Here is a 16,532-nt window from a genome sequence, read left to right as displayed (position 1 = left end):
CAAAAATGGATGAAATCGCAGAATTTTGCATCAATTTGTTTAAACTGTCAAATAGGTTTTCCTGACAAAAAAACGAAAATTTTGGGTTGAAAAAAATACATTCTTAGTCAAGGAGTGAAAACTGTCAAACTTGGGTTATAACAGGAACTACAAGAAGAGTGGCCTGCCCGGGAATCTGATGGTAAGCTTTTCAGTTGGAATGACATTTATCTATGGAGGGGCGTCCGTAGGATTACCCTTCAATAATATCGTCTGGCTCTTTGCAGCAATTGCCGCATTAATTGACCTGGGAGAAGAGATTGCTGCTGATGCTATGGATGTGCAGGGCGATCTCCTTATCAACTCAAGATCCCTGGCAATCAGATATGGAAGTAAGTTTGCTCTGAAGATAAGCAGTTACATTTTCCTTTTCGTTATTCTGCTGACATCCGTTCCTTTCATACGTGGGTGGCTGCCTGCCATTTACTTGCTGCCGATTGCGATAATGGATGTCTCGATTGCCTGTTCATCTTTAAGATTACTGAAGTCTGGTGGTAATAAGACTGCAGGACGGAAATATATTCGCTGGATCTATCTGGGTTCAACTCTGGGGTTGCTGATTTTTTTATTAATCCGGCTGCTTGAAGCGTGAAGAGCGATATCTGGGTAACATATTAGTCCGAAGGAACTGGGACCACAAAGAACGTACAGAACCCGTCTCCGATGTTCCTCGTCACGTGACCCTTGCCGGAGGTATCTTCCAGCAGGATCAGATCTCCGGGCGTAAGTCGTCTGACAGTCCCGTCCGTGGTTTCCATCTCCACGGCACCTGACATGAGGGCCAGGAACTGGCGGGTTGGAGCCGGATGGAGTTCGCCAATCCAGCCCGGCTCAAATGTATAGAAGCGATACTTCACTGCCGGTCCGTCCTCTGAGACGTAGAACGGGGCAGCTGGTGGTGCTGCTTGAATAAGGCTCTGTTCGACCGTCACGACATCAAAGTGTGAATCACCATGTGAGTCCACATATATTCTGTGGTAGGTCACCTGGGCGAGATCGGAATAAATTGAATTAGTCATATTTTGTTTCCCTCGGTGCGGATTGAAATCTTCATCCCTGCATAATAACGTTGTAAGTGAGGAAAGATAAATTTTACGACAAGATATTCAGAGGTATATGTGTCCTGTCCTGCCCATTTGAAAATAGTGTACAAACTGTTGGTCTGCTCAGAAACCAGCAGCATATATGCCGGAAATAAATTCATTCAAATCTCCAGATAAACATAAGGCCATAAGCAAGAGGCTTCAAGTCGGTAGAGTTTCCGCTAAAACATTCGTAAATGGCATCTCAATGCTACATCAAAAAGGGAGTCACTGAGAATCTGGCTGACTTCATACAGGGCAGGGCACCTGAAACAGTGGGAAGCGTTTATGTTATTCAAATGAGAATCCCTACAGAGTCTGTCTTTTGGGAAATAGCAGCCATTTGTTCAATTGCTACCATGCAGTGCTGCCCCCAGTGCTCCTGTGATCTGCGGTTCCGGAAGCACATAGAGTGATATTCCTAATTCCTTCTCAAGTGCTGCTTTGATGGCGGCGTTCTTTGCCACTCCTCCAACAAAAGCCACATTTCTTTTCAGCCCGATCTGTCTGGCCATTACAGCGACTCTCCGGGCAATACTTTCAATAATCCCGGCTGCGATATCCTCTTTTGAGTAACCTTTTGCGCGCAGTGATATTACCTCCGATTCAGCAAAAACAGTACACATGCTGCTTATACCTGCAGGTGATTTTGAAGCAAGTGCCATCTTTGCAAGTTCTTCTATTGGGACTTCAAGTGCCCTCGCGGTGTACTCCACAAATTTGCCTGTGCCGGCAGCGCACTTGTCGTTCATCAGGAAATCAGTTACTTTTCCTTTGTTGACCGATATTACCTTGCTGTCCTGCCCTCCAATATCTATTATGCCTTCGACATCCGGATAGAGATGATGTACGCCCTTTGCATGGGCAGTTATCTCGCTGATGGACCCGTCGGCAAATTTTATGCTGTTCCTGCCATATCCTGTTGAATATACATGATCGACTTCTTTTCTGTCAATTCCGGCAATTTCAAGTACGTCTTCGTATGCCTTTTCCGCCGCAGAAACAAAATCAAATTCAGTAGACCGTATGGATTGAATAATGCTGCTGTCATCTTTGACAAGCACTGCCTTGGTTGTAGCCGAACCTGCATCAATTCCCACTGAGATCATGAGATCATCTCCATAAATGCATCTATACGAAGTCCGATCTGCTCAACGTCAGAGTCACTGTAATCTGTCTCGATAGAGAGCATCGGAATCCCGGCCTCCTTCAGGGCTTTCTGTACCTTCTGTTTTTCGATATTGTAACCGTGGCAGAACTGCAATGTGTAGTAGATCACACCATCAATCCTGAACTCTCTGGCAAGCTCGAGGATATTATCTATACGCCTGTCATTGGGACTCATGCAGGAGCAGGGTATCTTTATATAGCGTTCAGCCAGAGCTGTCATAGGTTCCTTATTTTCATCTACTAGGTCCCAGAAAGATCTCGTGCCGGTACAGCTTTCCTCTGTAACAATGACACCGCCTTTGCTCTCTATCATCTCAGTTACTTTCGTGTTACCACCTGGCATTGGGCAACCGGAGATCATTATCCTGGGCTTGTGAACCTGCCCTGGTTCAACGCTCCCCACTTCGTTGATAAGCATCTGGAGGTATTCCTTAAGCTTATCTGGTGATAAGAAATACTGCTTTTGAAGGATTTTCAGCACATCGGCACCACTTATGGGGCTTGGATCTCTTTTACGTAGTTCATAGAGCCTGTGAAGCAACTGTCTTGTCTCATTCGAGGATCTGATCTCCTGTCTTAATCCTTCGGTAGTTACTTTGTTGCCTGTAAGCTGTTCCATGGCATCCCTGAACTTTTCGAGCTCAGATAAAAAGTATTTAAGGGCTTCAGGAGTGTCAGGTCTTTGAGGAAGATCAATTACGTAGGTTGGAACGTAGTCCCCCAGTAATTCATACATCTTCTTCTTACTGTCACAGGTATTCTCGGCTACGATCATATCTACCATACTGAAGTGAGAGCAGGATTTTATGCCTGAACAACCATCATTGACAATTGAGCCAAAAGAAGATTTGACCAGTGGGCAGATATTCCTTGGCAGATACTGCTCCGCTATAGATACAGTGTCATTCTTGCCTCCGCAGAGTATTACACGGTCAGCTCCTGCTGCAAAAATAATCTCGTCAGGTACGAAGAGACAGAAAGTGCCGACTAATTTCTTTCCCGACTTTCTTTCATCTGATATCTGATGAATACGTTCACCATATGAGTTTTTGAGATATTCAAGAGTTTTAAAACACTGCATGTTCTCTTCAGGCATTGTCCTTAACCAATATTAAGCCTTTTGAGGGCTACTTGTTATATACTAATTTCAGGATGTCTTCCACGTACATCCGTCATACTCTTGATTTCCTGAATCCAAGGCAAAGAAAATACTTATAAGAGAATTATCAACGCCTTCGACAATGGTAATACCATGAATATAATATGCAGAATATGTATATATGAAAAAAGTCCGCTCCTTATTCTTGCAATAATAAAATGATGGAACTGATATTATGGTAATAATGGCATGGTATATCAAATGGAACGGAGCACTGCTCGGTAAAAGCAAGAAGTTCTTCATGATCGACGGAGAAAAATTCTTCGCTCCGGAAACATTGAATCTGGAATACTTCAAAGACAATGGGAATCAGAAATCATCCCCAAAGGGAAAGATCAATTACTACGATATCGTTGTCAATGGTAAAGTGAATAAAGATGCAGCCTGGTATTACTCCGAGCCAACGGAAGAGGCTATCATGGCCATCAGCTCAGATTTTACAAATTATGTTGCTTTTGGAAAAGATGTGGATATATCAATATATCCCTAATCTATCCAGTTTTAATTATTTTCTGGCAATAACTGCTTAGTGAACGGAGCAGAAGGAGATAAAGTATAAAATAATTATTTTATTGGGAGCGGGGCACATGAAGTTGTTACTATTTGATGTAGAATATTTTTGGTTTGACACTCATTGCAAGACAATTGAAAGCGTTGAAGATGTCGAAATTGAAGAAAGGATAGAGAATACTGCTGTTGTTTTCATCCATGCTGAATCAGAAGATGAAGAGAGAAAAAGCAAGATCGTCAAAAGTGCAGTGGGGAACATCAAATGGTATCTGAATAAAGTAAATAAGGATCATATTGTATTGCATTCCTTTGCTCACCTGTCTTCAAGTAAGTCATCACCGGAATTTGCAATGGAAGTTATTGTATCAATTGAGGAGAAACTGAAAAACAAAGGTATAAACGTTTATACGGTACCTTTTGGATATCTTTACCAATTCTCCATCCATGTCAAAGGTGAATCCCTTGCAAAGGTTTTCGTTGAGATCTGAATATGTCGGCCATCATTAAGTGCACTACCTAGGTATATAACAGCTACAAAATGACTATATCCAGGACTAAAAAAAATGAAAATCAGAGAAAGTGGAATGCCATGTGAAGATGTATGGAATGGGTTTTTTGAACCGGATAAGGTTCTTAAAAAGCTGGGTTTGAACGATAAGGTCGCAGATGTAGCAGATTTTGGCTGCGGTTATGGAACCTTTACGATTCCGGCTGCAAAGATGATATACGGAAAGGTCTACGCTATCGACATAGAGCCGGAAATGATAGAGATTACCGAACAAAAAGCAAAGGCTGAGAACCTAAACAATGTTGAAACCGTGCTCCGTGATTTCATGTCAGATGGCAGCGGCCTTGAAGATGAAAGTGTGGATTATGTCATCTTCGCTAACATTTTACATGTGGAGGGGCCGGAGAAGCTGCTCAGGGAAGCTCACAGGATTCTGAGACCTAATGGAAAAGTAGTAATCATCCACTGGAACTATGATCAGGCAACTCCAAGAGGACCACCAATGGAAATTCGGCCTACACCTGAAAAGTGCATTGAATGGGCCATTTCTTCAGGATTTAGCAATCCAGATAAATATGATCTTAAACCGTATCATTATGGAATTGTCCTAATAAAGAAAAGTGATAAAATAAATATGAAGTTGTCTGAAACGCTTTCAGATTTGGTGTTACGTCACTGAAAGCGGACCATAAAGTAAAGGTTTTTTTGCTGAATAAAGGAGTCGAAGCATAGGAAATCAAAGAGGAAAAATACAATGTAAAAGGGTGAAGAGTTGAACATGAAGGACATTTCAGTTTTGCTGGCGGAAAGCATATTTGGAGATATCAAGGAGGCGGAATCATGATAGTAGGATTGATCAGGTGTATGCAAACAGAGGACATATGTCCTGCAACAACGGATTTTAAAGTAATGAAGGAGAAAAAACTTGCATTCGAGGGCGTCGAGGATGAAATTGAAGTGATCGGTGTTGTTTCATGTGGTGGTTGCCCCGGAAAAAAAGCAGTTTGGAGGGCTGCTGAAATGGTCAAACGCGGAGCTGATACAATTGTCCTTGCTTCATGTATCACACGAGGAAATCCCATTAGATTTGCCTGTCCGCATGCCGAACAGATGAAAACAGCAATTGAAAAGAAGATAGGTGATTCGATAAGATTAATTGATTACACTCATTAATGACCTGTAGAAATCCCTGATTTCCAATCGATAACAGCATAATTGTTTCAAGAGTTGAATCACTTGAAAAACAGTTGGCATTGATGCAAGAACCAGCATCCACATCGTTAGAAACTCTTAGTGGGCCCGCGGAGATTCGAACTCCGGACCTCCGCCGTGTGAAGGCGACGTCATGACCAGCTAGACCACGAGCCCAAAGGCAAGAGATGTGAATGTATATGCAAGGCTATATAATTATCGCATCGAAAATGATGCAGGGTTAATTGGACTTTGCCCTTACAAGGGCATATGTGATCAGTGATACCAGTATTGCGCCGCCGATTACTGATATGAGGGCAACTTCTTGGGGCAAATAATTGTAGGCCAGAATCGCTATCAGTGTTCCGGCTACGAATGCAACGGGTATCAGAACTGAGTTCTTAACAAGTTCTTTCTGGTTTATATCGAACGTGGTCATGTTTAATCCGGCCCATGTTTTGTAACATCTATTATATATTTAAGATAATATTGATGCAAGTGTATATATAGTTATCTAATGCGCTGACCCAAAAATGTTTGGAATGAAATTGGCAAAAATGCTTTACTTTATGAGATCCTTAAGGTTGCTTTCTCATATGCTTGTGGCTATATATGCCAGCACCAGGTAGCGCGCAAACTTTCCGATGAAAACGTAAAAAGAGAATATCCTGAAGTCCAGTTTTAAAAGACCGCCCATGGCTGTAATGGCGTCTCCTGCCAGAGGTAGCCATGTAAACAGCAGAGCATATGATCCATACCGTGTGAACCACCTGTCCGCTTTCTCAAGATCCTTCTTTGAGATGGACATATATTTTTCTATAACTCCGCTGCGCCCTTTCAGGCCTAAATAATAGGTCGTGCAAGCGCCAAGGTAATTTCCAATTGTAGCTAATAAGACCACTGCATAAAAGTTATGGTCTGATTTTATAAGCAGGACCACAAGAGCCTCAGACCCCATTGGAAGAACAGTTGATGCCAGGAAACTTGTAATAAAAAGGCTCAGGTATGTATAGATAGATACTGGGACGATTAGCTGCTCAAACATTTACTCTCCTTTGGTCATATATACATTAAGAATGTATTCCTGTTATTCTATGGAAGTTGACCACATCATAAGAATAACTGCCGGAGAGGAGTATATTTTCTGCGTCCATAAATTAATGGTTTGAAAGGAAAATTTATTATATACCCAATGGCGCTATTATAGCGCCTAGAATACATCTCAGGGCAAAAACAAGCGGTACGCATCATGAGCGAAAAACACAGATCAAAAATACTAGTTGTCGACGACGATGTCCTTAATGTAAGGTTAATTGAAGCTCAGCTCATGACAGAGTATACTATAGAGGCTGCTTATAGTGGGGAAGAAGCTCTTGATCTCATTGATTCTGACAAACCTGACCTTGTCATCCTTGATGTTATGATGCCCGGCATGAGCGGATATGACGTCTGCAGAAGAATTAAATCCTCCAAGGATACATGTTTTATACCGGTTATAATTGTCACTGCCCTTTCTTCAAGGAATGACCGCATGGAAGGTATCATGGCCGGAGCCGATGAATTCCTTACAAAGCCTTTTGACCGGTTTGAGGTTCTAACCCGCGTCAGGACTCTTTTGAAGAGCAAGCAATTATATGATGAGCTGATTGCGGAGGGTGATAGGACAAAAAAGTATCTTGACATCGCCGGATGTATGATAGTGGCATTTGATATCGATCTTACTGTGACCATTGCCAATGCAAAATGCAATGAGGTGCTTGGCTATGCCGAAGGGGAACTTATTGGTTCCAGTTGGTTAGAAAAGGCAGTGCCGGCAGATGAAAGAGGAGAGAATGAATCTCTTTTCCGAAATATCCTTAAGGGTGATGTCAGCCCGGTTGAATGTTTTGAAAGCAATGTATTGACAAAAACAGGGCAAAAAAAGCTCATTTCCTGGCGCAATTCATACGTGAAGGATTCCACAGGTAAGATCACAACTATTCTAAGCTCCGGCTCGGACATCACTGAGCAAAGGCATTCCGAACAAAAGATAAAGGTCTCAGAGGAAAAATTCAGGGCACTTTTTGAGAATGCTGTCGATTCCATTATGATCCTTGATATGGATTACAATATCCTGGAAGTGAATCCTTCACTATGCGATCTGTTATTGTACCGGAAAGATGAGATGCTGCAACTATCAAGATCCGATTTCATTGCACCTGAGTACTTGCACAAGTGTAAAGAATACCTTGTCTCTGCCCTGGAGAAGGGGCATAGCGTATTTGAAACGGAGTGCCTGAAAAAAGATGGTTCCAGGGTTCCTGTTGAAATGAGCATCAAGGTGATAGAATATGAAGGTAAACCTGCGATTCTTAGCAATGTGCGTGATATAACCGAAAGGAAACAATCTGAAAGAACTCTTCAGGAAAGCGAGGAAAAGTTCCGCATGCTGGCAGAAAATGCAAATGATGTCATCTGGACCATGGACAAAAATGGCAAGTTCCTGTACGTCAGTCCATCTGTGATCAAATTGCGGGGTTATACTCCAGAGGAGGTAATGAACCAATGTTTCCCGGAAATATTCTCACAGGACAGCATTTTAAAAATCAGGTCGGCTATGGGTGCTTTTTTTTCAGATGTCCAATATGCAAAGATAGCAAACCGCACAGAAATCATGGAGCTTGAACAATTCCATAAGCAAGGTTACACAGTTTGGACCGAAGCACTTGCAACCCCTTTATTTGACAAGAATGGGAATTTTAAATTTTTCCAGGGTGTCACTCGCGATATAAGTGAACGTAAAAAATCTCAGGAAGCTATCCGGAATTATGTTCACGAGCTGGGAAAGGCAAATGAATCACTTCATTCTCTGGATAGGATGAAGGATGAGTTTATCTCAAATCTCAGCCATGAACTAAAGACTCCCCTAATATCCATAAAAGGGTACAGTGAACTTGTGTACGATGAAGTGCTGGGTCCACTCACCGATAAGCAGAAAAATGCTTTGCATATAGTTCTTGACAAATATGATCACCTGAGTTTTCTGCTTGATTCCCTTATCTACATAAGTATTGCAAGGTCTGGCAAGGTCAATTACAGGTTCGACCCACTCCGGATAGAAGATGCTTTGAAAAAAGTGATGGATTACTTCTCCTTTAAAGCAACAGAGAAGAACATAAAGCTGGTCCGCAATTTTGAAAATGGCCTGCCGCTTGTTAAAGGTGACGTGGAGTACATTCCTTACATTTTCAGGTCTGTTATAGACAATGCCATCAAGTTCAGCAAGAGTGAAGGAGTCATCGAAGTTTCAGCTTACAGGGATAATGGGAATGTGCATGTGGTAGTTAAAGATAATGGCATAGGCATCCCCAAGGCTGAGTTTTCCAATATCTTCAACCCCTTTTATCAGGTGGACAGCTCCCTGACAAGGAGATACGGAGGCAGCGGGTTGGGATTGCATGTAAGCAAAACGATAACTGAGGTTCACAGCGGGAGTATCTGGATTGAAAGTGAAGAGGGAAAAGGCACTGCAGTGCATGTGTCATTCCCATCTTATTCTCCTTCCCGCACAGGAACTAAATAGGGTTTCCAGGATTCCGTATCAGTAAGGGATTGGCCTGGGATAGCGTACCTCTACTGTGTATGTTATGGATTCTTCCCCGTTTGCAGGGACTCTTACATCAAACTCTGCAGTAAATGCATCCACTTTTGTATATTCATGCGAGGAATTGGTTATTTCCCAGTCCCCGTATATATTTTCCACAACCGTGACGTTGACATCATCTGATCTCTGGTTTGTAAGGTTTATGCTGTAGCTTCTCCTCTCAACGGATTCACTCAGGCTCTGATAGTCTGTCTGGGTCTTTTCTCCAGTGACATCAAAAGCATATCCGACAAAGATGCGTATTTCCTCTCCCGTGGCAGTATGGTCTATCGTATCCTCTCCGACAAACTGCAGCGTTCCATCCGGATCTTGTGCATATGCTCTGACAATGCCCTGTGGCAGCGGCATCCCAAGACCGTTGTCTTCAGTGTTCTCAGTATTCATCACTACTTTTACCCTGTCACCTGTAGCACTCTCGAATATGTACTCCCTCTCTACAGGCACAGAGTCTTCAGACAACAGGGATATCTGTTTTATCTCACCGTCCATTAAATTGGTGGTCCTGTTCAGGGTGTAGATGTGATAATCGAACAACTCTCCCTCTATGAACTGTTCAGCCGGCTGGTCAACAGCCGCATCATCAGTTGCGATCTCCGGAGATGGCGGCTGTCCGGATACTCTGCGCACATCTCCTGCGACAAGCTTCAAACTTGCATTATTGAAACTGGCGCCTGCCTGATTATCTATGGTGGCCCATCCATTGATACTGGCCTGAGTTTCATTATCATCCACCATAACAATATAATCCGCCTTCCAGCTCAGCCCTTCTGTCAGGTATGAGGTTGATATAACTCTTGGCCCTGCCTCCGGTGAATATATCAGCCATGTGAGTGCAGGTCCCGTCAGGCCATCATTGGTATCCTGGAACTCTATCCTTGCGATGTTTACAATTGCAATGATATTCCCTGATGTGCTCAGGATAATGTTATCGCTCTCATGGCTTAGCAGTACACCAGTGTAAGAATCACCTTCTTCATCGATGACTGTTATCTCCTCACCAATATGTCTTTCCAGTAGTTTGTTCATACTGGCAGCATCCCGCATGTACTGTTGCTCGATAATATAAGTTCCAGGATCTTCGGTATCTTCAAAGATGACAGTACTTGGATCTATGCGGGAAGTAACGTCAGTGACCTCAACCAGATTCTCCCCTTCCTGAAGGTCGAGCTCCCTGGTTTCCCTGACAAGTGCAATGTTTTGTGAGTATATTGTGAGCTCGGTACCATCGCTCATGTTCTGTGCAGAAGCAGTGCCAATCAGCTGTTCATCTGCTGATGTTCCATGTGCAGGCAGCAAAGAAAGGGCTGCAAGAAAAACAATGAACATTAATGTGTAAGTAACTAATTTATTCACTCCCATAAATAAAAATGAGATCTGCAAGTATAAAACATATTCCTTTAGCTCCTGAACTGTTTACCTTAAGCGGCATCCTTCTCTTTCGATCCATAGAAAACAGTTTATAATTTGGCAAACTACCATTCAGGATGTTCGTTGAAGAGCTTATCTCCCGCCTCAGGGAAATGTATCCAGGAGGATATTTCCACGTAAACAGGGATCCTTACTACATGCTCATCTCCACAGTGCTTTCCCAGCGTACCCGTGATGAGGTGACCATTCCTGCAACAAGGAGACTTTTTGAGGAATTCGATACTCCGCAAAAGATGGCAGAGGCTAGTGTTGATGAGATACAGTCTCTTATAATGGATGTGGGTTTTTACAGGGTGAAGGCACAGCGTATCATTGACATTTCCCGAATCATTTTGCGGGATTACAGGGGAGTTGTCCCTGATAGCATGAACGAGCTGCTCAAATTACCCGGAGTTGGCAGGAAGACTGCCAATTGTGTGCTTGGTTATGCATATGAACAGGACGTTATAGCAGTGGATACTCACGTACACAGGATATCTAACCGCCTGGGTCTGGTCAAGACTTCCGACCCCGATGAAACCGAAAAGGAGCTTGAAAAAGTTCTTCCTAAGTATGCGTGGAAAGAGATTAACGGTCTGATGGTCTTGTTCGGTCAGAGCGTATGTCGTCCGGTAGGCCCGAAATGTGAAGAGTGTATTATGGGTGATATCTGTCCGAAAATAATCTGATCATGTCCTGACTAAGAACTACAGTTTCAACAAACTATTTATCGGTAGATAGTATATAAAGCACAATTCTTGTGCCAATGCCATAACTCTAATATATAAAGCGCTGGTTTTGCACTAGAAATAGTATATTTCATATTAGCGAATTAATGTTGATAAAATAATATTATCTAATCTACATGTAGGTGAATCAATGTTCTTAGTCGGAGAAGCTCTAATTGGCGAGGCACCAGAACTCGCGCACGTTGACCTTTTAATAGGGAACAAGAACGGTCCTGTAGGTCAGGCATTTGCAAACGGTCTAACACAATTGACAGCAGGACACACCCCTCTGCTCTCAGTGATACGCCCCAACCTTCCTACAAAACCTGCTACACTGATAGTCCCAAAGGTTACTGTAAAGAATATGAATCAGGCAGCCCAGATATTTGGTCCTGCACAGGCCGCTGTAGCAAAGGCGGTCGCCGATGCCCTTGAAGAGGGCGTGTTCGGTGACATGGATATCGAGGATATCGTTGTCATTGCAAGCGTTTTCATCCATCCTGAAGCCAAAGATTACAACCGGATCTTCAGGTACAATTACGGGGCAACCAAGCTGGCAGTCAAGCGCGCGCTGGAAGGATTCCCGGACGTAGGTACAGTGCTCAAGGAGAAGGACAGGATGGGACACGCAGTAATGGGATTCAAGGTCTCCAGGCTCTGGAACCCGCCATACCTTCAGGTTGCGCTGGATAACCCCAATATCGAGGCTATACTCAGTATAGTGAACCAGTTGCCAAAGAGCGACCACGTCATCCTGGAAGCGGGTACACCTCTTATCAAGCGTTATGGTGTAGATGTCATTTCTAAGCTCAGGACTGTCCGTCCGGATGCATTCATAGTTGCTGATCTCAAGACCCTTGACACCGGTAACCTGGAAGCCCGTATGGTTGCAGATGCAACAGCAGATGCTATCGTAGTCTCAGCTCTCGCACCTGTGGCGACTCTCAACAAAGCCATCGAGGAAGCTCACAAGACCGGAATATATGCTGTCATGGATACTCTGAACTGCCCGGATCCTGTAGCAATACTCAAGCAGCTCAAAGAACTGCCGGATGTTGTGGAACTGCACCGTGCTATCGATGTTGAGGAAACTGCTCACGCATGGGGCAATATCCAGGACATAAAGGCTCTCTCACCAAAGATCCTTGTGGCAGTTGCTGGCGGTATCCGTATCGACACAATGCCTGATGCACTTAAGGCAGGCGCCGATATCCTTGTGGTAGGCAGGGCAATCACCAATGCCAAGGATGTAAGGCAGGTTGCAGAGAAGTTCATTGAAGGCCTTAACAACCCTGAGATAGACCAGTTCAGGGTAATGACCGACTTCTAAACATGTATTTTGTGCGTGTGTTCAGCAAATCGACACACGCTTTTTTCTATTTTGAGGTATTATCTCTCTCCGGAGAGATCATATGAGTTCCACATTAATAGTTTTGAACCTGAAGACCTTCCTTGAGAGCACCGGAGAAGGCGCCGTGAAGATATCACAGGCTTGCAGGGACGTTGCTGAAGATTCCGGCATAGACATTGCAGTAGCACCCCAGTTCTGTGATATTTATCGTGTCTCCTCTCAGGTGGATATCCCCGTTTATGCGCAGCACCTTGACAACGTGGGTGCCGGGAGCTTTACAGGTCATGCTTTTGCCCAGTGCATAAAGGATGCAGGAGCAGTTGGCACTCTTATTAACCATTCCGAATACCGCCTGACACTGGCAAACATTGATGCATCTATAAGCAGAGCTAAAGAAACCGGCCTTATAAGTATCGTATGTACTAACAATGTGCCGACTTCTGCAGCAGCCGCAGCTCTGGGCCCTGATTATGTGGCAGTAGAGCCGCCGGAACTTATCGGCAGCGGAATACCGGTGTCAAAAGCAGACCCGCAGGTGATCACAGGTTCCGTGGAAGCTGTCAAAAGAGTGAACCCTGCCGTTAAAGTGCTGTGCGGGGCAGGCATATCAAAAGGAGAGGATCTCCTTGCAGCTCTTGAGCTTGGTTCCGTGGGTGTCCTGCTGGCCTCAGGTATTGTTAAAGCTAAGAATCCCAAGGTTGCGCTTGAAGACCTTGTAAGCAAGATCAGATAACTATTTTCGTCCGCTTTAAGGAAGGCTCAGCCATGCTATAAGCAGTAGCACGGTTGTAGCCACCATTCTCACAGAATTAGTGTAAGCATAGGTGCCTGATAATGTTTGTCCCAGCACCATGTATAAAATTGTACGAATCAGGTTCAAATGGTGTTAAAGTCTGGGTGGCAGTGTTATCCTCTGAGTTTACAGCCTATGCCTGTGAGCAGTGCTGCTATCTCATTGTTGACCACAGTGGCGTTGGCATCTCCTATTACACCTACACGATAAGTCACGCTTGATCCGGTATCACTCTTAGCACATGTATATGTATCTATTAACTGAACCGAGATGACATTCATGTTAGTTCTAATGATGCTGCGTATAACTTCCGGGTCGGCACCCTTTGGAATGATGACGGATATATCCCTCGAATACTCCCTGAGATTCTCTGTTTTCCATTTTCTGTGTTCTTCCGGGGATAGCAGACGGATGTTTTCCAGCTTCAGTGAAACGAGCTTGCTGCCTGTGGAGAGTACAACACTCCGAGGTGTGACTTTTTTTACTATACCGACATGCACAACATCTGAATAGATATGCCTCAGCCCTTTCTCCATACCGATGGAGTTAACAAGTTCGTCAAGCTCGGCTATCTTGGAATTTATCAGCTTGTCAGAGCGGCGCAGCGCTGCGGAAGTGTCTCCAAAATGGACTGACGCTTCTTTCATTCTGGAGATGAAGCTCTCCACATCATGCTCCCGCACGATTGCGGACATATCTCTGCATTCCTGCATAAAGGCCTCATGCACTTTTAATACTTCAGGGTTCTCCATCTGGATGAAGGCGTACAGGTAAGGGTTCTGGCCCAGTATCCTGCCAACGAAATCCACCATGATGTCATACACAGGGCTCATGAATCTCCTGGACTGCGCGACGCTAAAGTCCAGCCTGTTGAATGTGGTGCCTATGGTTATGTAAGCAAAGTGTGTAAGCCCCTGGACAACAGATACAAAACGGTCATGCTCCTGTGCACTGATGACCTCTATGTGGGCCCCGTTATCTTCCAGCAGGGCTCTGATTACAGGGAACCACTTCTTGCACCTTCCTTCGATAGGCGTTAGTATGAATATCTGACCATGAAGACTGGGTATGGAAGGGCCGAACATGGGATGAGTACCCAGTATCTCCACATCCGCAGGTGCGTACTCTTTCATGACTTCCGTAGGTTTGACCTTGAGTGATGTCAGGTCCATCAGGAGACTGCCACTTTTCATCTTCGGTGCAGTTTCGATGATAACCTGTTCGGTGATGTCAATGGGAACTGTAACTATGACGATATCGCTCTCCGATATTGCCATGTCAAGGTCCGGGGCAAATTCAACACCCATCTTCCGGGCTATCTCCACCTTCCCTCCACTGCCCCAGACAGTTACCTCATAACCGTTATTTTTGAAGAAACGGGTGAACCACTGTCCCATTTCCCCGGTGCCGCCGATGATGAGTACCTTCAAGTCTGTAACCCCTCCAAGACTGCCCTTTTCATTATATCAACAGGAGGTTCAACTCCTGTCCATATCCTGAAAGCCTCAGCTCCCTGATAAACAAGCATCATGACGCCGTTGACAGGTTTGGCGCCGGCAAGCTTTGCCTCTTTGAGCAGGCGGGTTTCCAGGGGATTGTAAACAATATCAAAAACGGTGAGGTCAGGGTGCATATCCTCTGAGGTCGCTATGGTCCTCTCAGTATCAGGATGCATTCCCAGGACCGTGCAGTTCACCAGGATGTCACTTTTTCCGATAAGTGCCCGAAGGTTCTCGAAGCCACAGCCTCTGACCTTTCCGACAGGTGAGACATCAGCCGCCAGCTCAAGTGCCCTTTCCGGCGTCCTGTTGGCTATGGTAACACTGGCGCCATCCCTGGCAAACTGGAAGGCGATAGCACGGGCTGCGCCACCTGCGCCAGCGATAAGTACTTCAGAGCCTCGGATATCCATACCTTCCTCTTCAAGTGCTCTTTTAGCACCTAAACCATCAGTATTGTAACCCTTCATGCCTTTCTTGAAGTCAATCGTATTCACAGACCCGATAGCCGCAGCCAGCGGGTCAGCATCTACTATGCTCAGAGCTTCCTGCTTCAGGGGCACTGTAAGGTTGACGCCTCCAAATCCCATCGCCTTTGCACCCGTAAGTGCATCTTTCAGGTTCTCTCTTCCTACTTTGAAGGCATGGTACGTACACTCCATGCCAAGGGCCTCGAATGCTGCATTGTGCATTGCAGGCGACAGAGAATGACCCACAGGATCTCCGAAAACAGCGAACACGGTTCTCAAAAGAGTATCTCCAGGGCTGACTTGAGTTGATGGATCTGTATCTGTCCGGGTGCCACTGCTTTGCCGATGGAGCCGTAAGTAAGGACCGAACCATAGCAGGGTGCAACTATCCTTGTATGCCTGCCGGTGTCTCCCATTGCTATTGTGCAGACCGGCCCGCCTGCATCCAGGGTAACCTGCAGCAGGTTAAGCGTATCCTGCATGGATACAGGTGTGACCGCCAGTTTTGCGATGTCTGCACCGGCTTTAAAAGAGCTGTCAAGGATTTCCTTCATATCTGCCGGTGAAGGTGTGGATTTGAAATCATGTGAGGATACGATGACTATCTTTCCGGCATCCTTTGCCTTTCTTATGAGGGGGTCTCTCAGGCCTGCATCCGCGGCAAGTTCTATATCGACTGCATCGGCCGTGAGGAGAGCCATGTCCAGTAATTCTATTCTGGCTTCGTCACTTCCTGTCCATTTGCCACCATCGGTTTGTAATCTATTGGTTGCAATACAGGCGAGGCCTGTGATAGACTTTACCTTTTTAATAACCTTATTCATTTCATCCGGGCTGCTGAAACCCAGCATATCAAGGCGAAGCTCCAGCAGGTCGGCACCCAGCCATTTAGCAGCCTTGGCGCTTTCCACTGGTTCTTCAGAAATGACTGCTACGATTCCCGGTTTCTTCCCAAGGTCAAAACTGCCTATATGCACCATTG

Annotated in this window: 18 protein-coding genes and 1 tRNA gene; 9 read left to right on the top strand and 10 right to left on the bottom strand. The window is 44.8% G+C overall.

All coding sequences use genetic code 11. From position 1 onward, the window contains the following. The first annotated feature begins 130 nt into the window (after positions 1–130). Positions 131–631: a UbiA family prenyltransferase gene (locus Q8J68_RS11325; protein ID WP_305311622.1), complete on the top strand. Its 501-nt coding sequence runs from the start codon at positions 131–133 to the stop codon at positions 629–631. A 22-nt stretch (positions 632–653) separates the two neighbouring features. On the opposite strand, the gene Q8J68_RS11320 is transcribed toward Q8J68_RS11325, so the two are convergent. From Q8J68_RS11320 to Q8J68_RS11310, 3 genes are all read right to left on the bottom strand, one after another. Continuing rightward, positions 654–1,058 carry a cupin domain-containing protein gene (locus Q8J68_RS11320; RefSeq protein ID WP_305311621.1) on the bottom strand — a complete coding sequence of 135 codons (405 nt, stop codon included), beginning with the start codon at positions 1,056–1,058 and terminating at the stop codon, positions 654–656. Between the two features lie 410 nt (positions 1,059–1,468). Beyond that, the gene (locus Q8J68_RS11315; RefSeq protein ID WP_305311620.1) at positions 1,469–2,230 is read right to left on the bottom strand and encodes an acyl-CoA dehydratase activase; all 762 of its coding nucleotides are present in this window, start codon (positions 2,228–2,230) and stop codon (positions 1,469–1,471) included. Then, a complete protein-coding gene (locus Q8J68_RS11310) occupies positions 2,227–3,387 on the bottom strand; it encodes a double-cubane-cluster-containing anaerobic reductase (RefSeq protein ID WP_305311619.1) in 1,161 nt (386 codons plus the stop codon). The genes Q8J68_RS11315 and Q8J68_RS11310 overlap by 4 nt, the downstream gene beginning before the upstream one ends. Before the next feature lie 247 nt (positions 3,388–3,634). On the opposite strand from Q8J68_RS11310, the gene Q8J68_RS11305 reads away from it, so the two are divergent. The 4 genes from Q8J68_RS11305 to Q8J68_RS11290 all read left to right on the top strand — a co-directional run bounded on the left by Q8J68_RS11305 (position 3,635) and on the right by Q8J68_RS11290 (position 5,641). Further along, positions 3,635–3,940 (top strand): DUF427 domain-containing protein, encoded by a 306-nt coding sequence (locus tag Q8J68_RS11305; protein ID WP_305311618.1) that lies wholly within the window; start codon positions 3,635–3,637, stop codon positions 3,938–3,940. A gap of 97 nt (positions 3,941–4,037) precedes the next feature. After that, positions 4,038–4,448 carry a threonyl-tRNA synthetase editing domain-containing protein gene (locus Q8J68_RS11300; RefSeq protein WP_305311617.1) on the top strand — a complete coding sequence of 137 codons (411 nt, stop codon included), beginning with the start codon at positions 4,038–4,040 and terminating at the stop codon, positions 4,446–4,448. A gap of 75 nt (positions 4,449–4,523) precedes the next feature. Beyond that, the gene (locus tag Q8J68_RS11295) at positions 4,524–5,147 is read left to right on the top strand and encodes a class I SAM-dependent methyltransferase (RefSeq protein ID WP_305311616.1); all 624 of its coding nucleotides are present in this window, start codon (positions 4,524–4,526) and stop codon (positions 5,145–5,147) included. Between the two features lie 161 nt (positions 5,148–5,308). Beyond that, positions 5,309–5,641, top strand: coding sequence for a CGGC domain-containing protein (locus Q8J68_RS11290; RefSeq protein ID WP_305311615.1), 333 nt, complete (start codon positions 5,309–5,311; stop codon positions 5,639–5,641). A 121-nt stretch (positions 5,642–5,762) separates the two neighbouring features. Here Q8J68_RS11290 and Q8J68_RS11285 read toward each other — a convergent pair. The 3 genes from Q8J68_RS11285 to Q8J68_RS11275 all read right to left on the bottom strand — a co-directional run bounded on the left by Q8J68_RS11285 (position 5,763) and on the right by Q8J68_RS11275 (position 6,704). After that, positions 5,763–5,836 (bottom strand) — tRNA-Val (locus Q8J68_RS11285). Between the two features lie 64 nt (positions 5,837–5,900). Then, complete coding sequence (locus Q8J68_RS11280; RefSeq protein WP_305311614.1) at positions 5,901–6,098, bottom strand: hypothetical protein; 198 nt, start codon at positions 6,096–6,098, stop codon at positions 5,901–5,903. Positions 6,099–6,251: 153 nt separating this feature from the next. Further along, positions 6,252–6,704 carry a YqaA family protein gene (locus Q8J68_RS11275; protein ID WP_305311613.1) on the bottom strand — a complete coding sequence of 151 codons (453 nt, stop codon included), beginning with the start codon at positions 6,702–6,704 and terminating at the stop codon, positions 6,252–6,254. 204 nt (positions 6,705–6,908) lie between these two features. Between Q8J68_RS11275 and Q8J68_RS11270 the strand changes: the two genes are divergently transcribed. Next, positions 6,909–9,221: a PAS domain S-box protein gene (locus Q8J68_RS11270; RefSeq protein WP_305311612.1), complete on the top strand. Its 2,313-nt coding sequence runs from the start codon at positions 6,909–6,911 to the stop codon at positions 9,219–9,221. Between the two features lie 18 nt (positions 9,222–9,239). Here the strand turns inward: Q8J68_RS11270 and Q8J68_RS11265 are convergent, their stop codons facing one another. Next, complete coding sequence (locus tag Q8J68_RS11265; RefSeq protein WP_305311611.1) at positions 9,240–10,661, bottom strand: DUF4139 domain-containing protein; 1,422 nt, start codon at positions 10,659–10,661, stop codon at positions 9,240–9,242. 125 nt (positions 10,662–10,786) lie between these two features. Between Q8J68_RS11265 and nth the strand changes: the two genes are divergently transcribed. The 3 genes from nth to tpiA all read left to right on the top strand — a co-directional run bounded on the left by nth (position 10,787) and on the right by tpiA (position 13,521). Then, entirely contained in the window at positions 10,787–11,398 is a 612-nt protein-coding gene (gene nth, locus Q8J68_RS11260; protein WP_305311610.1) for an endonuclease III, read from the top strand. 190 nt (positions 11,399–11,588) lie between these two features. Next, on the top strand, positions 11,589–12,767 hold the full coding sequence (locus tag Q8J68_RS11255) for a bifunctional 5,6,7,8-tetrahydromethanopterin hydro-lyase/3-hexulose-6-phosphate synthase (protein ID WP_305311609.1): 1,179 nt from the start codon (positions 11,589–11,591) through the stop codon (positions 12,765–12,767). An 82-nt stretch (positions 12,768–12,849) separates the two neighbouring features. Then, positions 12,850–13,521, top strand: a complete 672-nt coding sequence (tpiA, locus tag Q8J68_RS11250) for a triose-phosphate isomerase (protein ID WP_305311608.1) — start codon at positions 12,850–12,852, stop codon at positions 13,519–13,521. A 173-nt stretch (positions 13,522–13,694) separates the two neighbouring features. On the opposite strand, the gene Q8J68_RS11245 is transcribed toward tpiA, so the two are convergent. The 3 genes from Q8J68_RS11245 to aroD are packed head-to-tail and all read right to left on the bottom strand — an operon-like array spanning position 13,695 to position 16,530. Continuing rightward, positions 13,695–15,011: a prephenate dehydrogenase gene (locus Q8J68_RS11245; RefSeq protein WP_305311607.1), complete on the bottom strand. Its 1,317-nt coding sequence runs from the start codon at positions 15,009–15,011 to the stop codon at positions 13,695–13,697. After that, positions 15,008–15,829, bottom strand: a complete 822-nt coding sequence (locus Q8J68_RS11240; protein ID WP_305311606.1) for a shikimate dehydrogenase — start codon at positions 15,827–15,829, stop codon at positions 15,008–15,010. The genes Q8J68_RS11245 and Q8J68_RS11240 overlap by 4 nt, the downstream gene beginning before the upstream one ends. Further along, on the bottom strand, positions 15,826–16,530 hold the full coding sequence (gene aroD / locus Q8J68_RS11235; protein WP_305311605.1) for a type I 3-dehydroquinate dehydratase: 705 nt from the start codon (positions 16,528–16,530) through the stop codon (positions 15,826–15,828). Before aroD ends, Q8J68_RS11240 begins: the two co-directional genes overlap by 4 nt. Between the last annotated feature and the right edge of the window lie 2 nt (positions 16,531–16,532).

The sequence above is a fragment of the Methanolobus sp. genome (assembly GCF_030682845.1).
Taxonomy (GTDB): domain Archaea; phylum Halobacteriota; class Methanosarcinia; order Methanosarcinales; family Methanosarcinaceae; genus Methanolobus.
The sequence above is the reverse complement of the archived record's forward strand: the minus strand, read 5'-3'. Positions and strand labels throughout refer to the sequence as shown.

Excerpts from the sequence above, each read along its gene's own strand:
- nth (WP_305311610.1), top strand. The coding sequence starts at position 10,787 with ATGTTCGTTGAAGAGCTTATCTCCCGCCTCAGGGAAATGTATCCAGGA.
- Q8J68_RS11275 (WP_305311613.1), bottom strand. The coding sequence starts at position 6,704 with ATGTTTGAGCAGCTAATCGTCCCAGTATCTATCTATACATACCTGAGC.
- Q8J68_RS11315 (WP_305311620.1), bottom strand. The coding sequence starts at position 2,230 with ATGATCTCAGTGGGAATTGATGCAGGTTCGGCTACAACCAAGGCAGTG.
- Q8J68_RS11295 (WP_305311616.1), top strand. The coding sequence starts at position 4,524 with ATGAAAATCAGAGAAAGTGGAATGCCATGTGAAGATGTATGGAATGGG.
- Q8J68_RS11280 (WP_305311614.1), bottom strand. The coding sequence starts at position 6,098 with ATGACCACGTTCGATATAAACCAGAAAGAACTTGTTAAGAACTCAGTT.
- tpiA (WP_305311608.1), top strand. The coding sequence starts at position 12,850 with ATGAGTTCCACATTAATAGTTTTGAACCTGAAGACCTTCCTTGAGAGC.
- Q8J68_RS11310 (WP_305311619.1), bottom strand. The coding sequence starts at position 3,387 with ATGCCTGAAGAGAACATGCAGTGTTTTAAAACTCTTGAATATCTCAAA.
- Q8J68_RS11270 (WP_305311612.1), top strand. The coding sequence starts at position 6,909 with ATGAGCGAAAAACACAGATCAAAAATACTAGTTGTCGACGACGATGTC.
- Q8J68_RS11290 (WP_305311615.1), top strand. The coding sequence starts at position 5,309 with ATGATAGTAGGATTGATCAGGTGTATGCAAACAGAGGACATATGTCCT.
- aroD (WP_305311605.1), bottom strand. The coding sequence starts at position 16,530 with ATGGTGCATATAGGCAGTTTTGACCTTGGGAAGAAACCGGGAATCGTA.
- Q8J68_RS11265 (WP_305311611.1), bottom strand. The coding sequence starts at position 10,661 with ATGGGAGTGAATAAATTAGTTACTTACACATTAATGTTCATTGTTTTT.
- Q8J68_RS11300 (WP_305311617.1), top strand. The coding sequence starts at position 4,038 with ATGAAGTTGTTACTATTTGATGTAGAATATTTTTGGTTTGACACTCAT.
- Q8J68_RS11305 (WP_305311618.1), top strand. The coding sequence starts at position 3,635 with ATGGCATGGTATATCAAATGGAACGGAGCACTGCTCGGTAAAAGCAAG.
- Q8J68_RS11255 (WP_305311609.1), top strand. The coding sequence starts at position 11,589 with ATGTTCTTAGTCGGAGAAGCTCTAATTGGCGAGGCACCAGAACTCGCG.
- Q8J68_RS11320 (WP_305311621.1), bottom strand. The coding sequence starts at position 1,058 with ATGACTAATTCAATTTATTCCGATCTCGCCCAGGTGACCTACCACAGA.